13 protein-coding genes and 1 other RNA gene are annotated in these 14,180 nt (G+C 65.4%); 9 read left to right on the top strand and 5 right to left on the bottom strand.

What is annotated here, in order from left to right:
• Positions 1–4: 4 nt before the first annotated feature.
• The 3 genes from ABLV49_RS03955 to ABLV49_RS03945 form a co-directional block, all read right to left on the bottom strand.
• Entirely contained in the window at positions 5–703 is a 699-nt protein-coding gene (locus ABLV49_RS03955) for a DUF484 family protein (protein ID WP_349280294.1), read from the bottom strand.
• 59 nt (positions 704–762) lie between these two features.
• Positions 763–1,641, bottom strand: a complete 879-nt coding sequence (gene dapF, locus ABLV49_RS03950; RefSeq protein WP_349280293.1) for a diaminopimelate epimerase — start codon at positions 1,639–1,641, stop codon at positions 763–765.
• 93 nt (positions 1,642–1,734) lie between these two features.
• Entirely contained in the window at positions 1,735–2,676 is a 942-nt protein-coding gene (locus tag ABLV49_RS03945) for a LysR substrate-binding domain-containing protein (RefSeq protein WP_349280292.1), read from the bottom strand.
• A gap of 105 nt (positions 2,677–2,781) precedes the next feature.
• Between ABLV49_RS03945 and ABLV49_RS03940 the strand changes: the two genes are divergently transcribed.
• The 6 genes from ABLV49_RS03940 to ABLV49_RS03915 all read left to right on the top strand — a co-directional run bounded on the left by ABLV49_RS03940 (position 2,782) and on the right by ABLV49_RS03915 (position 9,360).
• On the top strand, positions 2,782–3,714 hold the full coding sequence (locus tag ABLV49_RS03940; protein WP_349280291.1) for a dihydrodipicolinate synthase family protein: 933 nt from the start codon (positions 2,782–2,784) through the stop codon (positions 3,712–3,714).
• A gap of 29 nt (positions 3,715–3,743) precedes the next feature.
• Positions 3,744–4,730, top strand: coding sequence for a Bug family tripartite tricarboxylate transporter substrate binding protein (locus tag ABLV49_RS03935; protein WP_349280290.1), 987 nt, complete (start codon positions 3,744–3,746; stop codon positions 4,728–4,730).
• Positions 4,720–5,427, top strand: coding sequence for an SDR family NAD(P)-dependent oxidoreductase (locus tag ABLV49_RS03930; RefSeq protein WP_349280289.1), 708 nt, complete (start codon positions 4,720–4,722; stop codon positions 5,425–5,427). The genes ABLV49_RS03935 and ABLV49_RS03930 overlap by 11 nt, the downstream gene beginning before the upstream one ends.
• 26 nt (positions 5,428–5,453) lie before the next feature.
• A complete protein-coding gene (locus ABLV49_RS03925; RefSeq protein ID WP_349280288.1) occupies positions 5,454–6,620 on the top strand; it encodes a mandelate racemase/muconate lactonizing enzyme family protein in 1,167 nt (388 codons plus the stop codon).
• A 121-nt stretch (positions 6,621–6,741) separates the two neighbouring features.
• The gene (locus ABLV49_RS03920; protein ID WP_349280287.1) at positions 6,742–8,376 is read left to right on the top strand and encodes an MBL fold metallo-hydrolase; all 1,635 of its coding nucleotides are present in this window, start codon (positions 6,742–6,744) and stop codon (positions 8,374–8,376) included.
• 126 nt (positions 8,377–8,502) lie between these two features.
• Positions 8,503–9,360 (top strand): basic amino acid ABC transporter substrate-binding protein, encoded by an 858-nt coding sequence (locus ABLV49_RS03915; protein ID WP_349280286.1) that lies wholly within the window; start codon positions 8,503–8,505, stop codon positions 9,358–9,360.
• A gap of 52 nt (positions 9,361–9,412) precedes the next feature.
• Here the strand turns inward: ABLV49_RS03915 and nhaR are convergent, their stop codons facing one another.
• Complete coding sequence (gene nhaR / locus ABLV49_RS03910) at positions 9,413–10,327, bottom strand: transcriptional activator NhaR (RefSeq protein ID WP_349280285.1); 915 nt, start codon at positions 10,325–10,327, stop codon at positions 9,413–9,415.
• 163 nt (positions 10,328–10,490) lie between these two features.
• Here nhaR and ABLV49_RS03905 point away from each other — a divergent pair, with 163 nt between their 5' ends.
• Entirely contained in the window at positions 10,491–11,030 is a 540-nt protein-coding gene (locus ABLV49_RS03905; protein ID WP_349280284.1) for an Rrf2 family transcriptional regulator, read from the top strand.
• A gap of 20 nt (positions 11,031–11,050) precedes the next feature.
• Here ABLV49_RS03905 and rnpB read toward each other — a convergent pair.
• An RNA gene (gene rnpB, locus ABLV49_RS03900) (RNase P RNA component class A) lies at positions 11,051–11,378 on the bottom strand.
• 64 nt (positions 11,379–11,442) lie between these two features.
• Here rnpB and cysK point away from each other — a divergent pair.
• Positions 11,443–12,360: a cysteine synthase A gene (cysK, locus tag ABLV49_RS03895; RefSeq protein WP_349280283.1), complete on the top strand. Its 918-nt coding sequence runs from the start codon at positions 11,443–11,445 to the stop codon at positions 12,358–12,360.
• Positions 12,361–12,473: 113 nt separating this feature from the next.
• Positions 12,474–14,147 carry an NAD(P)/FAD-dependent oxidoreductase gene (locus ABLV49_RS03890; protein ID WP_349280282.1) on the top strand — a complete coding sequence of 558 codons (1,674 nt, stop codon included), beginning with the start codon at positions 12,474–12,476 and terminating at the stop codon, positions 14,145–14,147.
• Positions 14,148–14,180 lie beyond the last annotated feature (33 nt).

Here is a 14,180-nt window from a genome sequence, read left to right as displayed (position 1 = left end):
CGCTTCAACCTGCCGCCACGGAGCCAGGTACACGCAGGCGCGACAGCGCCGCGCCGGCCATCTCGCCCAGGCGTTCGAGGAATTCGGTGCCCATGCCGCCGTGAAAGCGCCGGGCATCGGGCGAGGCCAGAACCAGGAGGCCGGACACCGGCGCATCGGTGCCAGCGCGCAGGGGAATCAGCGCCAGCGACTGCGCCTGCGCGGCGTCAGGCAGCCAGCCGGCGGCTTCAAAACCGGCATTGGCGCCGCAATAAGGGGCGCTCAGGGAAGCCGCGAACGTCTGCGCGTCCGGGCTGACATGCGCCGCAAAACTTTCGCCGGCGTAAGCATCATCCACGCCCCAGACCCTGAGGGCGGCCTGCGGAATCTGCAGCTCGCCGGCCAGGCCCTGCACGATGGCATCGGGCACGTCGCGCGCCTGCACCGCCTGCAGCAGCTTGCCGGTCCACGCATGCATCTTGCCGGCAATCACCAGGTTGTCCTGGCCGTTGCGGATCATCTCGACCACCTGCGTCTCCAGCCTCTTGATCTTCTCGCGCAACAAAGCGGCCTGGCGCTCCTGCAGGCTGATGGCGCGGCTGCCGTGGCCGCTGCAGAGTTGCACCGAAGCCAGCAGCTCGGCATGGCGCTCGAAGAAGTCAGGCGTGCTGGCCAGGAAGCCGGCAATATCGTCTTCGGTGATCGGGTGTTGGACGGAATTCATGGTGGCCTTGTCTCCATTTTTTTAGTCTGCATTCCCCCATCAACGAAACCCGCAAAAGGTTACGGCGTGTCGGGAACTTCAATCTCTGACTCAAACACGGTCGTTGCCGGTCCGGTCATCATCACCGGAGCATCAAGCGTGCCAGCCCATTCAATCGTCAGCTGGCCGCCGCGCGTCAGCACATCGACCCGCGCATCGAGCAGGCCCAGCCGGATGCCGGCCACCACCGCCGCGCAGGCGCCCGTGCCGCAGGCCAGCGTCTCGCCGGCGCCGCGCTCGTACACCCGCAGGCGTATCTGGCCGCGACTGACGACCTGCATGAAGCCGGCGTTCACGCGCTTGGGAAACGACGGATGGTGCTCGATCAGCGGACCGGCCTCAAGAACCGGGGCAGTATCGACATCGTCCACCAGTTGCACCGCATGCGGATTTCCCATCGACACGACCGCTACGAAAACAGGAGCATTCTGCGCATACCCATCAAGCGCAAGAGGCCATTTTTGCCATGAACCGGCGGTCTGGGGCGTCAAGCCGGCGGGGTTGAACGGGATGCGCTCCAGTTCAAACACCGGCGCGCCCATGTTGACCGTCACGCGGCCGTCGGGCTGCATGCGCGGCTCGATGATGCCGGCCAGGGTCTTGACCTTCACCGCGTCCTTGGTGGTCAGGCCCTGCTCGCGAACGAAGCGCACAAAGCAGCGCGCGCCGTTGCCGCACTGCTCGACCTCGCCGCCGTCGGCGTTGTGGATCACGTATTCAAAGTCGATGCCTTCGGCCGGCGAAGGCCGCACCGTCAGTATCTGGTCGGCGCCAACGCCAAAGTGGCGGTCGGCCAGGAAACGGTAGTGGGCGGGGCTCAAGCCCAGCGGGCCACGGGTTTCGTCGAGCATCACGAAATCGTTGCCCGCGCCCTGCATTTTGGTAAATCGGATTCGCATAAAAGGCATTATCTGCTGCGCCCAGCCCACTGCAGCGCTGTGAACATGCGCTTCGTGGCAAGACGCCAACACGCCGGCCGCGCCCGGCAAGGCTCAGGGATTTTTTGGCCCGGCCCGCCCCGCAGCCGCCTGCGTCCAGACCGCTTCGGCCGTCGGCGCCAGTGCGTCGGTCGCGCGAAAAAGCCGGACTTCCAGCGGCACGCTCCATTCGGGGCCAGCCGCACTCGTCAAGCGCTTGTCGGCCATCTCGGCGCTCACCAGGCTGTGCGGCAGCCAGGCAACGCCGCGCCCTTCAAGCACCATGGTCTTGAGCAGCACGGCGTGGTGCGAGGTCATCACCGGCTTGAAGCGCTGCGCATCGAACGCCCCCGGCATCCGGTCGCGCATGATCTGGCCCAGCCCCGACGCCTCGCTGTAGGCCAGCACCGGCAAGGGTTCATGGGCGTCGCCATCAATCTGATGCTGCGGCTGGCCGTCGGCATCGGGCGCGCTCACCGGCACCAACCGGTCCTCGCCGACGCAGGCAAATTCAAACTCGGGCGGCAACAGCCGGGTCTTGACGGCCGCGTGGCCGTAGCACAGCAAAAACTGCACGCGGCGCTGCAGCATGAGTTCTTCACAGGCCTGGTAGCTGTCCGACACCATGTGGATGGGACCGAGCTGCACTTGCTGCTCGACCTGCTGCAGCCATCGCGGGAAAAAAGCCAGCGACAGCACATGCGTGGCCGCGAACTGCAGGCTGCGGCTGGCCTGCTCGTGCGCCTCGTGGGCGCGGGTGCGGGCCTGCAGCAGCCGCAGCACCACATCGCGCGCCGTGACCACGAACACCTCGCCCGCCGGCGTGGGCGCCGCCGGATGCCGGGCGCGGTCGATCAACTCGACGCCGGCCCATTCTTCGAGCGCGCGGATGTGGCGGCTGAACGCCGGCTGGGCGATGGCGCGCGCCTGCGCGGCACGCGAGAAATTGCCGCTTTCGGCCAGCGCGAGGAAATCCTCCAGCCATTCCAGGTCAAGCGGTCGGTTGACAGGCCCCATCGTTCAGTCTCCTTTGAATAGTTGTATGCGATTCGAGTATTGGACGCCAAGCCGGTCGCTGCCGATGATTGGCCCCATTCATTCACCCACAAGGAGACTTCAAACATGCCTACCATCGCAAACTATCGCGGCATCATTCCCGCCATCGCCTGCACCTTCACGGCCGATGGCCGCATCGACGAGCCGGCCCTGCGCCGCCTGGCGTCCTGGCTGGCGGGCCACAAGGGCGTGGTCGCAATCATGACCAACGGCCACACCGGCGAGGTGTTTTCGCTCATGCCGCTGGAGCGCGCCGAAGTGACGCGCATCGTGGCCGACGAGCTCAAGGGCCGGCTGCCGGTGATTTCTTCCATCGTCTGCGAAGGCCTGGCCGAAGCCGCAGAGCATGCCCGCATGGCCAAGGAGGCCGGCGCGGCGGCGCTCGACGTGATGCCGCCCCACCACTGGCTGCGCTTTGGCTTTCACGCCGACCACGCGCTGGCCTACTTCGAGACCATCTGGCAAGCGTCAAAGCTCGACCTGGTCTGCCACGTCTATCCGGCCTACAGCAAGGCCTCCTATTCCTCGGAACTGCTGGCCGACCTGGCGCGCCTGCCCTATGTCCAGGCCTTCAAGGTCGGCCAGCGCGAGATGAGCAAATACGCCCGCGACCTCAAGGCCATCCGCGAGGCCGACGCCAGCAAGGCCATCCTGACCTGCCACGACGAATACCTGCTGGCCTCGATGGTGCAGGGCGTGGACGGCGCGCTGGTCGGGTTTGCCAGCTTCATTCCCCAGCTCATCATCGACCTGTACGCCGCCGTGCAAAAAGGCGACCTGCATGAAGCCATGCGCATCCAGCAAGTCATCAACCCGCTGAAGGAAGCCGTCTATGGCGCGGGCGAGCCCACCGGCGAAGCCCATGCGCGCATGAAAACCGCCATGAAATGCGCCGGCGTCATCGAGCACGACTTCGTGCGCGCGCCAACGCACCGGCCGTCGGCGCAGGAAGAGGCCGAAATCCAGCGCGCCGTCAACGCCGCCGGCGTGTCGCGCTGATCAACGCATTCCCCCAAGGAGACAAAAAAATGCAACGCAAACACCTCATTCGACATGGCCTGGGCCTGGCGCTCGCCGTGGCTTTCGCCGGCTTGACGGGCGTGGCTTCGAATGCCCTGGCGCAAAGCTACCCCACCAAGCCGGTGCGCATGATCATTCCGTTTCCGCCCGGCGGCACGCTGGACACCGTGGGCCGCCAGCTGGCGCAAAAGCTCAGCGAGCAGCTGGGCCAGCCCTTCGTGGTCGAGAACCGCGCCGGCGGCAACGGAACGATTGGCGCCGATGCGGTGGCCAAGGCGGCGGCCGATGGCTACACGCTGCTGTTCAATGCCTCGACCCTGACCACCTCGACGCTGCTGCTAAAAACCCCGCCCTACGACGCGGCCAAAGACTTCCAGCCCATCGCCCTGGTGGCCAAGGCGCCGCTGGCGGTCTCCATCAACAAGAACCTGCCCGTCACGGACATCAAGGGCCTGCTGGCTTACGCCAAGGCCAATCCGGGCAAGCTCAGCTTTGCGATCGGCTCCAACGCGTCCGCCGGCCACCTGTCCACCGAACTGCTCAAGCGCGCGGGCGGCGTGAGCTACCTGATCGTTCCGTACAAAGGCTCAGGCCCGGCCTACCAGGACCTGATCGGCGGGCAGATCGACGGCTTTGTCGATCCCATCCTGGGCTCGATGCAGTATTACAAGGGCGGCATGCTCAAGGTGATTGCCGTGACCTCCAAGGCGCGCGTCCCCACCCTGCCCGACGTGCCGACCGTGGGCGAAACCATTCCCGGCTACGAGTTCTACAGCTGGTACGGCCTCTGGGGTCCGGCGAAACTGCCGGCCGACGTGGCAAGCAAGCTCAATGCAGAGGTCAACAAGGCGCTGGCCACCGACATGCGCGACAAGCTGGTCCAGCAAGGCCTGTTGCTGTCGCCCGGCAGCATCGACGACTTTGCACGCTTCCAGCGCGAGGACACGGCGCGCTCGATGAAGATCATTGCCGACGGAGGCATCCGTGGCGAATGAAGCCACCAGCGCCCGCCATGCGGTCGTGACCGGCAGCAGCTCGGGCATCGGCAAGGCGATTGCGCAGGCGCTCATCGATACAGGCTGGGCCGTGACGGGACTGGACCTGTCGGCGCCGGCCATCGAAGACCCGCGCTTCCAGCCCGTGCGGGTGGACCTGGCGGACGCCGGCAGCCTTGATGCCGCCGCCGCCAGCCTGCACGGCGTGGATGCCCTGGTGCATGCCGCCGGCCTGCTGCGCCTGGGCGCCCTGGGCAGCCTGGACCCTGGGGCCGGCGAGCTGATGTGGCGCCTGCATGTCGATGCGGCCTCGCGCCTGGCAGATGCGCTGGCCGGCCCGATGGCGGAAAAAGGCGCAGGCCGCATCGTCTTCATCGGCAGCCGCGTGGCACAGGGCATGGCCGGGCGCGGCCAGTATGCCGCGACCAAGGCGGCGCTGATTGCCCTGGCGCGCAGCTGGGCGGCCGAACTCGCGCCGCGCGGCGTCACGGTCAACGTGGTGTCGCCAGCAGCCACCCAGACCGCCATGGCGCAGAACCCGGCGCGCTCTGCCACCGCGCCCAAGCTGCCACCCATCGGCCGCCTGATCCTGCCCGAAGAAGTCGCCGGGCTGGTGCTCTACCTGCTGTCGCCCATGGCCGCCGCCATCACCGGCCAGGACATCCAGATCTGCGGCGGCTCGTCGCTGTCCCGCTAACCCTTTCTACCTTGAACCCACACACCATGAAAATCATCGACATCATCGAATCCACGCGTCCCATCAAGTCGGACATCCGCAACGCCTACATCGACTTCTCCAAGATGACGCTCAGCCTGGTCGCGGTCGTGACCGATGTGGTGCGCGACGGCAAGCCGGTCATCGGCTACGGCTTCAACTCCAACGGCCGCTACGGGCAGGGCCAGCTGATCCGGGAACGCTTTCGTCCGCGCGTGCTTGAGGCCGAGCCCTCGACCTTGCTCGATGAGACCGGCAACAACCTCGACCCGCACAAGATCTGGGCCTGCATGATGTCCAACGAAAAACCGGGCGGGCACGGCGAGCGCTCGGTGGCGGTCGGCACGCTCGACATGGCGGTGTGGGACGCCACGGCCAAGATCGCCGGGCTACCGCTGCACGACATGCTGGCGCAGCGCTACGGCAACGGCGTCGCCAATCCGAAGGTGTTTGTCTATGCCGCTGGCGGCTACTACCACCCCGGCAAGGGCATTCAGGGCCTGCTGGACGAGATGCAGAGCTACCTGGACCGGGGCTACACCGTGGTGAAGATGAAAATCGGCGGCGCCAGCCTGGCCGAAGACCAGCAGCGCATCGAAGCCGTGCTGGGCATGCTCAAGCCCGGCCAGCAGCTGGCGGTCGATGCCAACGGCCGCTTCGACCTGGCGACAGCGGTTGCCTACGGCAAGGCGATGGCGCAGTACCCGCTGTTCTGGTACGAGGAAGCCGGCGACCCGCTGGACTACGAGCTGCAGGCCCGGCTGGGCGAGAGCTATACCGGCCCGATGGCGACCGGCGAAAACCTGTTTTCGATGCAGGACGCGCGCAACCTGATCCGCTACGGCGGCATGCACAAGGACCGCGACTGGCTGCAGTTTGACTGCGCGCTGAGCTACGGCCTGGTCGAGTACCTGCGCACGCTGGACATGCTGAAAGAATACGGCTGGTCGCCCAGCCGCTGCGTTCCGCACGGCGGGCACCAGATGTCGCTGGCGATTGCCGCCGGACTTGGCCTGGGCGGCAACGAGTCCTACCCCGACCTGTTCCAGCCCTACGGCGGTTTCCCCGACGGCGTGAAGGTGGAAAACGGCTACGTGACGCTGCCGCCGCTGCCCGGCATCGGCTTTGAAGGCAAGGCCGACCTGTATGCGGAAATGAAGGCATTGACCGCCTGAAGACCCGGCGCAGGCAAGCGGCGCGGCGTTAGGCGAATGCCGGAATCGCTGCGCCTGGCCTGTGCGGGCGGGGTTTCGGGTGGCCACGCGCCATTCGTGCGTTTCGCTGCAAAATCAGGAAATGCCAAGAACCTCCCAACTCCTTTACACCCAGCGCGAGCCCGCACCCACCCGCCCCGCCGCCACCGTGCTGCTGCTGCGCGACACCGCCGAAGGCATTGAAGTGCTGATGACCCGGCGCTCCATGACGGCCAGCTTTGCGCCCGGCGCCTACGTCTTTCCCGGCGGCGGCATTGACGCCGCCGACGCGCAAGCCCACGCGCAGTCCACGCGCCGGGCCGCCCAAGGCGACCTGCAGCTGACCCAGGCCATCGCCGCCATCCGCGAAAGTTTTGAAGAACTCGGCGTGCTGCTGGCGCGCCATGCCGATGGCCGCCATGTCACCACCGACGACATTGCGGCGCTGGACCGCCAGGCCCCGTTCGCCGCGCAGTGCCGGGCGCGCGGCCTCATGCTGGCAGGCGCAGATGTCTTCACGCTGGCCCACTGGATCACCGACCGCGATTTGCCGCGCCGCTTCGACGTTCCCTTCCTGGTCGCCCGCATGCCCGAAGGCCAGACGCCCGTGGCCGACGAAAGCGAGCAGTTCGAGCCCGTCTGGGTGCGCCCGGCCGATGCGCTGGCGCGGCACGAGGCGGGCAATTTTTTCATGATCTTCCCGACCCTGCGCACGCTGGAGCGGCTACAGAAATACGCCAGCGTCGAGGCGGTGCTGACGGCCTGCACGCATGAAAAGCCGTTGTGGATTTCGTGCCCGCGCGCCGGCCTGCTGGGCGGCCAGGACGCGCGCTACATGGAGCACGACTCGCCCTACGGCGAACTGGCGCTGACCAGCCCCGACGGCCAGATCGTGCATTCGCTCGACTGGCAATCCGAACAACCCGTGGCGCTGCTGAAAAACGTCATGCGCCTGACCGCGCCCAACCCCGGAATGATGACCGGCCCGGGCACCAACAGCTACATCGTCGGCACGGCGGACACCGGCTACATCGTGATTGATCCGGGACCAAGCGATGCAGTACACATCGGGCGCCTGTTTGAAGCGACCGGCGGGCGCATCGAGGCCATCGTCTGCACGCATTCGCATCCCGACCATTCACCGGGCGCCCGGCCGCTGCAGGCGCTGTGCGCGCACAGTCCGCCGATTCTGGGCCTGCCTTCGGCCGCTACCGCACGCGCCGATTCCCGATTCGTTCCCGACCGCTCGCTATTAAATCAGGAGCTACTCACGCTTACCCATCAAGCGCAAATACACACTTTGAAGGTGATTTTCACCCCCGGCCATGCTGCCAACCATGTCTGCCTGGTGCTGGTCGAGGACGGCCTGCTGTTTTCGGGCGACCACATCCTCAACGGCAGCACCACCATCATCAACCCGCCCGACGGCGAGATGAGCGCTTACCTCGATTCGCTGGACCGGCTGAGCCGCGCCTGCGACGAGCACGAGATCGACTTCATCCTGCCGGCGCACGGCCATGTGCTGGGCGAGGCCCCGCAGGCGATTGCCCAGCTCAGGGCGCACCGCCTCAAGCGCGAAGCCAGGGTGGCGGCGGCCATGCAGGCCAGGCCCGGCGGCACGCTGCAGGACTGGGTGGCGCTGGCCTATGACGACACCGACCCGCGCCTGTGGCCCATCGCCCTGCGCTCGCTGCAGGCGCATGTGGACCGGATCGAGGCGCTACAGCACGTTGCGTAAGGCCTGAAGCCAGCGCAGGCGCAACAATTGCTTGCCGGTAGAGCCTTATACTTTTCTTTAGTCGTTCTGCCACTTGAGGGTTCGGGCTGACGGGGCGACTGCTACTTAACTTTTACGGGATGCTCCATGCCAACGATCACGACGCGACACTTTCTCAAAACCACCAGCGTCCTGCTGGCCGGACTGGTGCTGGCAGCCTGCGGCAAGCAGGAGCCGGCAGCCCCCGCCGCCACCGCGCCTGCAGCAACGCCCCCGGCCGCCGCCGTCAAGGTTTATGTGGTCGGCACCGACGCCGCCTACGCGCCTTTTGAATCGCAAAACGAAAAAGGCGAGATCGTCGGCTTTGACATTGACGTGGTCAAGGCAGCCGCCCAGAAAGCCGGCATTGAAGTGAAGTTCGTGAACACGCCCTGGGAAGGCATCTTCAATTCGGTCGCGCAGGGCGACCGCGACCTGCTGGTCTCGGCCATCACGATCACGCCCGAGCGCAAGCAGACGCTGGACTTTTCAGCGCCCTATTTCGATGCGCAGCAACTGATCGCGGTGAAAAGCGACTCGAAGATCGCCAGGTTTGACGACCTGAAAAAGCTCAAGGTCGGCGTGCAAAACGGCACGACCGGCGATGAGGTCATCACCAAGCTGCAAGGCAAGGACAGCCCCAACGTCAAGCGTTTCGAGTCCACGCCGCTGGCGCTGAAGGAAATGGAAGGCGGCGGCGTCGATGCCGTGGTGGCCGACAACGGCGTCGTCGTCCACTATGTCGCCAACAATCCCGGCTCGAAGTTCAAGACCATCGCCGACAGCACGTTTGCCGCCGAGCAGTACGGCATCGCGGTCAAGAAAGGGAATGCCGAATTGCTGGAAAAAATCAACAAGGGCCTGGCCGGCATCCGCGAAGACGGCACTTACACCAAGATTTACACCCAGTATTTCGGCGCGCCCCCTGCCGCAGCGCCAGCGCCCGCTGCCGCCGCTTCCAAATAAAACCGCAAAGCACGGCAAGCACATCTGCCCGGCGCGGGTGATGCGCTAAAAATCAGGCGCTTCTGCGGCTCAGGCCGTGAAGCAACTGCCCGCGCGCCGACTGGGTGATGGCGGCCACGCACGGATGCGTGATGCGCCGCTCGATGGACACCGCAAAGAAATCCTCGACCATCTCGTCGGTGCGGCCGATCATCTCGACCCCATATTGCGTGACCGTCTCGGCCTCCAGCACGCTGGCCGACATGAAGATGCCCCGCCCCTCGCGCCCAAAGGCCTTCATCAGCGCGCCATCGTCAAACTCGCCAATGACGCGCGGGTGGATCTGGTGTTTGGTGAACCAGCTGTCGAGCTGCTTGCGCACCGAGGAAGCCGCGCCCTGGATCAGCAGGGGCGCATCGTTCAGGCACTGCGGAAAATCGCCCTTGAGCGATACCTTGAGTGCCGGCGTGCAGAAAAAACTCATGGGCGTGCTGCCCAGCGGGTGGTTGAAGGCCTTGATGCTGACGCGGCCCGACATCGGTTCGTCGGCCATCACCAGGTCCAGCCGGTGCAGCGCCAGCTGGGCCAGCAAATCGGGAAACTTGCCTTCGCTGCAGATCAGGCGCACCGGCTCGCGAATCGACAGGGCAGGCTCCAGCAGCCGGTAAACCACCGACTTGGCCACCGAATCGGCCACGCCGACCCGGAAGTCCAGCGTTCTCTGGCCTCCGCTGGCCTGCCGCAGCGCCGTCTCCATTTCGGCCCCGAGGGTGAAGATCTGGTCGGCATAGCCCAGCGCCAGCCGGCCCTCGTCGGTCAGCTCCAGCTGGCGTCCGCTCTTGCGAAACAGCTGGCGCCCCAGCCAGGCTTCGAGCAGCTTGATCTGCCCGGACAGTGTCTGCGGCGTGGTGTGCAACTGCTCGCCCGCGCGCACAATGCCACCGGCCTTGGCGGTGACCCAGAAATAATGCAGGTGCTTGAAGTTCACGATGGAGTTTCCATTCAGAGTTTCCAGTCAATGACTGCCGAGTCGTCGAATAGTTCGTAATTTTCGAAATGAAATCGTTCTAAATACGAATTTACACGAAGTAAAAACCTTCCTATAGTGCACCTCACTACGTCATTTTTTTGATGTTTAAAGGAGAACCTACATGCGCCTGAGCACCAAAAGCCGTTTTGCGGTGACCGCCATGATCGATATTGCCCTGCAGGGCAACGCCGGCCCGATTTCGCTGGCCGATATCGGCATGCGCCACAAGATTTCAGTGTCCTACCTGGAGCAGCTGTTCAGCCGGTTGCGCCAGAGCGGACTGGTCGAAAGCACCCGTGGCCCGGGCGGCGGCTATTCGCTGAGCCGGGCCAGCGAGAGCATTTCAGTGGCCGACATCATTGGCGCCATCGAGGTCCACCCCCACGCACCGGGCAAGGGAGAAAAGGCGTTTCCCGAGCAGGCAGGCTCGGGCGAATGGATGACGCAGGAACTGTGGGCGGCGCTGAACGCCAAGATGGTCGAGCACATGCAGTCGATCAGCCTGCGCCACCTGGCCAGCGAGCAGCGCGCCAAGGGCGTGAAAATCGAGGCCAGGCCGGCCAAGCGCGGCGTGTACAGCGCGCCCAAGACCAAACCGGTCTACACCACGGCGCCGAATTCGGTGTTTGCCCTGGGCCGTTCGCTGCTGGGCAGCCGCTGAGCGGAAAAGTCAAAAATAAAGTGTGAAGCCCGCCGATAAGCCGGATTTTGTGCGCCGGATCACCTTGCGATGATCCGGTGTGACCGCCATTAATCTGGGCCGGGAGTCGCCTGCCCGGCTCGGTGCCACCTACCCGCCAGCTCCGCGGAACCACGTCAACGCTGGCCTATTTGGTGTTGCTGCGCGTAGAGATTGCCCGTTTCACCCGCACTGAAGCGGCTCGTCTCTGTTGCTCTGATCCTCACCTCACGGTGGAGAGGTATTACCTCCTACGCTGTCCTGTGCAGTCCGGACGTTCCTCCAGTGCTTCCTTTCGGAAATTGCACCAGCGGCGGTCTGGCAGGCTTCACACCTCTATTATGGCAGTGCGCCACAATGCGCTAAAAACACCCCCAACCGCCCAAGGAGCCCCATGAAAGCCGACAGCATCCTCGCCACCATTGGCAACACGCCCCATGTCCGCATCAACCGCCTGTTCGGCCCCGATGCGCAGGTCTGGATCAAGTCCGAACGCGCCAATCCGGGCGGCTCGATCAAGGACCGTATTGCGCTGTCCATGGTCGAGGATGCCGAAAAGTCCGGTGCGCTCAAGCCCGGCGGCACGATCATCGAGCCGACTTCGGGCAACACCGGCATCGGTCTGGCGATGGTCGCGGCGGTCAAGGGCTACAAGCTGGTGCTGGTCATGCCCGACAGCATGAGCGTCGAGCGCCGCCGCCTGATGCTGGCTTACGGCGCCAGTTTTGATCTGACGCCGCGCGCCAACGGCATGAAAGGCGCGATTGCCCGCGCCCAGGAACTCATCGAAGCCACGCCCGGCAGCTGGATGCCGCAGCAGTTCGAGAACCCGGCCAACATTGATGTGCATGTGCGCACCACGGCGCAGGAAATCCTGGCTGATTTCCCGGATGGGCTGGACGTGTTGATCACCGGCGTCGGCACCGGCGGCCACCTGACGGGCTGCGCCCGGGTGCTCAAGGCCGCATGGCCGCAACTCAAGGTGTTTGCGGTCGAGCCGGCCGCCTCGCCGGTCATCTCGGGCGGCGCCCCGGCTCCGCACCCCATCCAGGGCATCGGCGCCGGCTTCATTCCGAAAAACCTCGACACCGGCCTGCTCGACGGCGTGATCCAGGTCGATGCCGAACCGGCCCGCGAAATGGCGCGCCGCAGCGCCAGCGAAGAAGGCATGCTGGTCGGCATTTCGTCAGGCGCGACGCTGGCGGCGATTGCGCAGAAGCTGGCCGAACTGCCAGCGGGCAGCCGCGTGCTGGGCTTCAACTACGACACCGGCGAGCGTTACCTGTCGGTCGAAGGCTTTTTCCCGGCCTGAAGCCCGTCGGCCTGTTCTCCTGCCGCCGGGTTGAGTGCCCGGCGGCAGGCGATGCGCAAGCCTTTAAAATTGCCGCTCCTGCTTGATAACCACAAGCCACGAACCGGACAACCATGCTGAGACTGACCGAAATCAAACTCCCGCTCGCGCACGCCGACAACGCGCTGCAAGACGCTCTTCTTCAAACCCTGCACATCACGCCCGGCGATCTGACGAGCTTTTCCGTCTTCAAGCGCAGCTTCGATGCGCGCAAGGCCGAGATCATGCAGGTCTATATCCTCGATGTGACGCTGGCCAGCGCCGCGCTGGAAGCAGTACTGCTGGCCCGGCATGCCGGCGACCCGCACATCTTTGCCACGCCCGACATGGCCTACCACCCGGTCGGCACGGCACCGGCTGGCCTGGCGCTGCGCCCGGTCGTCGTGGGTTTTGGCCCCTGCGGCATGTTTGCGGCGCTGGTGCTGGCGCAAATGGGCTTCAGGCCCATCGTGCTGGAGCGTGGCAAAACCGTGCGCGAACGCACCAAAGACACCTGGGGCCTGTGGCGCAAAAACGTGCTGAATCCCGAATCCAACGTGCAGTTCGGCGAAGGCGGCGCGGGCACCTTCTCGGACGGCAAGCTCTACAGCCAGATCAAGGATCCGCGCCACCTGGGCCGCAAGGTGATGAACGAGTTCGTCAAGGCCGGCGCGCCCGCTGACATTCTTTACGAAGCCCATCCGCACATCGGCACCTTCAAGCTGGTCAAGGTGGTCGAGAACCTGCGCGAGCAGATCATCGCGCTGGGCGGCGAGATCCGCTTTCAGCAGCGCGTGACCGACGTGCTGATCGAGGGCGGCCCTGCAAACAAGCATATTCGCGGCCTCACGGTGCTCGACCAGGCGACCGGACAGACGCACGAGTTGCGTGCCGACCAGGTGGTGCTGGCGCTGGGCCACAGTTCGCGCGACACCTTTGCCATGCTGCATGCGCGCGGCGTGTATGTCGAAGCCAAGCCTTTTTCCATCGGTTTTCGGGTCGAGCACCCGCAGGGCCTGATCGACCGTGCCCGCTGGGGCCGCCACGCCGGCCATCCGGCGCTGGGCGCGGCCGAATACAAGCTGGTGCATCACGCCAGCAACGGCCGGTCGGTGTACAGCTTTTGCATGTGCCCCGGCGGCACGGTGGTGGCCGCCACGTCCGAAGCCGGCCGCGTGGTGACCAACGGCATGAGCCAGTATTCGCGCAATGAACGCAACGCCAACGCCGGTATCGTCGTGGGCATTGATCCGCGCGACTATCCGGGCCATGAAGCGGGCAACCCGCTGGCCGGCATCGACCTGCAGCGCCGGCTCGAATCGCATGCCTTCGTGCTGGGCGGCGGCAACTACGAAGCGCCCGGCCAACTGGTCGGCGACTTCGTCGCGGGTCGGCCGTCCAGCGGGCTGGGCGAGGTCATGCCGTCGTACAAACCCGGCGTGGCGATGGGCGATCTGTCGTCCGCCCTGCCCGGCTACGCGATTGAAGCCATGCGCGAAGCCTTTCCCGCCTTTGGCCAGAAGATCAAGGGTTTTGACCGCCACGACGCGGTGCTGACGGGTGTGGAAACGCGCACCTCGTCGCCCATCAAGATGAGCCGTGGCGATGATTTGCAAAGCATCAACGTGCGCGGCCTGTACCCGGCCGGCGAAGGCGCAAGCTACGCCGGCGGCATTTTGTCGGCCGGCGTGGATGGCATCAAGGTGGCCGAAGCCCTCGCCCGCAGCGTGCTTGCCGACGCTGAAAAGCTGCGCCTGGCCGTCGCCTGAACCCGCTGCCGCGCCGGATAGGGGATACTTCGC

Origin of the sequence: Polaromonas hydrogenivorans, assembly GCF_040105105.1 — a bacterium.
Lineage (GTDB): Bacteria > Pseudomonadota > Gammaproteobacteria > Burkholderiales > Burkholderiaceae_C > Polaromonas > Polaromonas hydrogenivorans.
The sequence above is the reverse complement of the archived record's forward strand: the minus strand, read 5'-3'. Positions and strand labels throughout refer to the sequence as shown.

Bases quoted from the DNA above. Each gene is read 5' to 3' on its own strand.
- ABLV49_RS03955 (WP_349280294.1), bottom strand. From the start codon at position 703: ATGAATTCCGTCCAACACCCGATCACCGAAGACGATATTGCCGGCTTC.
- dapF (WP_349280293.1), bottom strand. From the start codon at position 1,641: ATGCGAATCCGATTTACCAAAATGCAGGGCGCGGGCAACGATTTCGTG.
- ABLV49_RS03945 (WP_349280292.1), bottom strand. From the start codon at position 2,676: ATGGGGCCTGTCAACCGACCGCTTGACCTGGAATGGCTGGAGGATTTC.
- ABLV49_RS03940 (WP_349280291.1), top strand. From the start codon at position 2,782: ATGCCTACCATCGCAAACTATCGCGGCATCATTCCCGCCATCGCCTGC.
- ABLV49_RS03935 (WP_349280290.1), top strand. From the start codon at position 3,744: ATGCAACGCAAACACCTCATTCGACATGGCCTGGGCCTGGCGCTCGCC.
- ABLV49_RS03925 (WP_349280288.1), top strand. From the start codon at position 5,454: ATGAAAATCATCGACATCATCGAATCCACGCGTCCCATCAAGTCGGAC.
- ABLV49_RS03920 (WP_349280287.1), top strand. From the start codon at position 6,742: ATGCCAAGAACCTCCCAACTCCTTTACACCCAGCGCGAGCCCGCACCC.
- ABLV49_RS03915 (WP_349280286.1), top strand. From the start codon at position 8,503: ATGCCAACGATCACGACGCGACACTTTCTCAAAACCACCAGCGTCCTG.
- ABLV49_RS03905 (WP_349280284.1), top strand. From the start codon at position 10,491: ATGCGCCTGAGCACCAAAAGCCGTTTTGCGGTGACCGCCATGATCGAT.
- cysK (WP_349280283.1), top strand. From the start codon at position 11,443: ATGAAAGCCGACAGCATCCTCGCCACCATTGGCAACACGCCCCATGTC.
- ABLV49_RS03890 (WP_349280282.1), top strand. From the start codon at position 12,474: ATGCTGAGACTGACCGAAATCAAACTCCCGCTCGCGCACGCCGACAAC.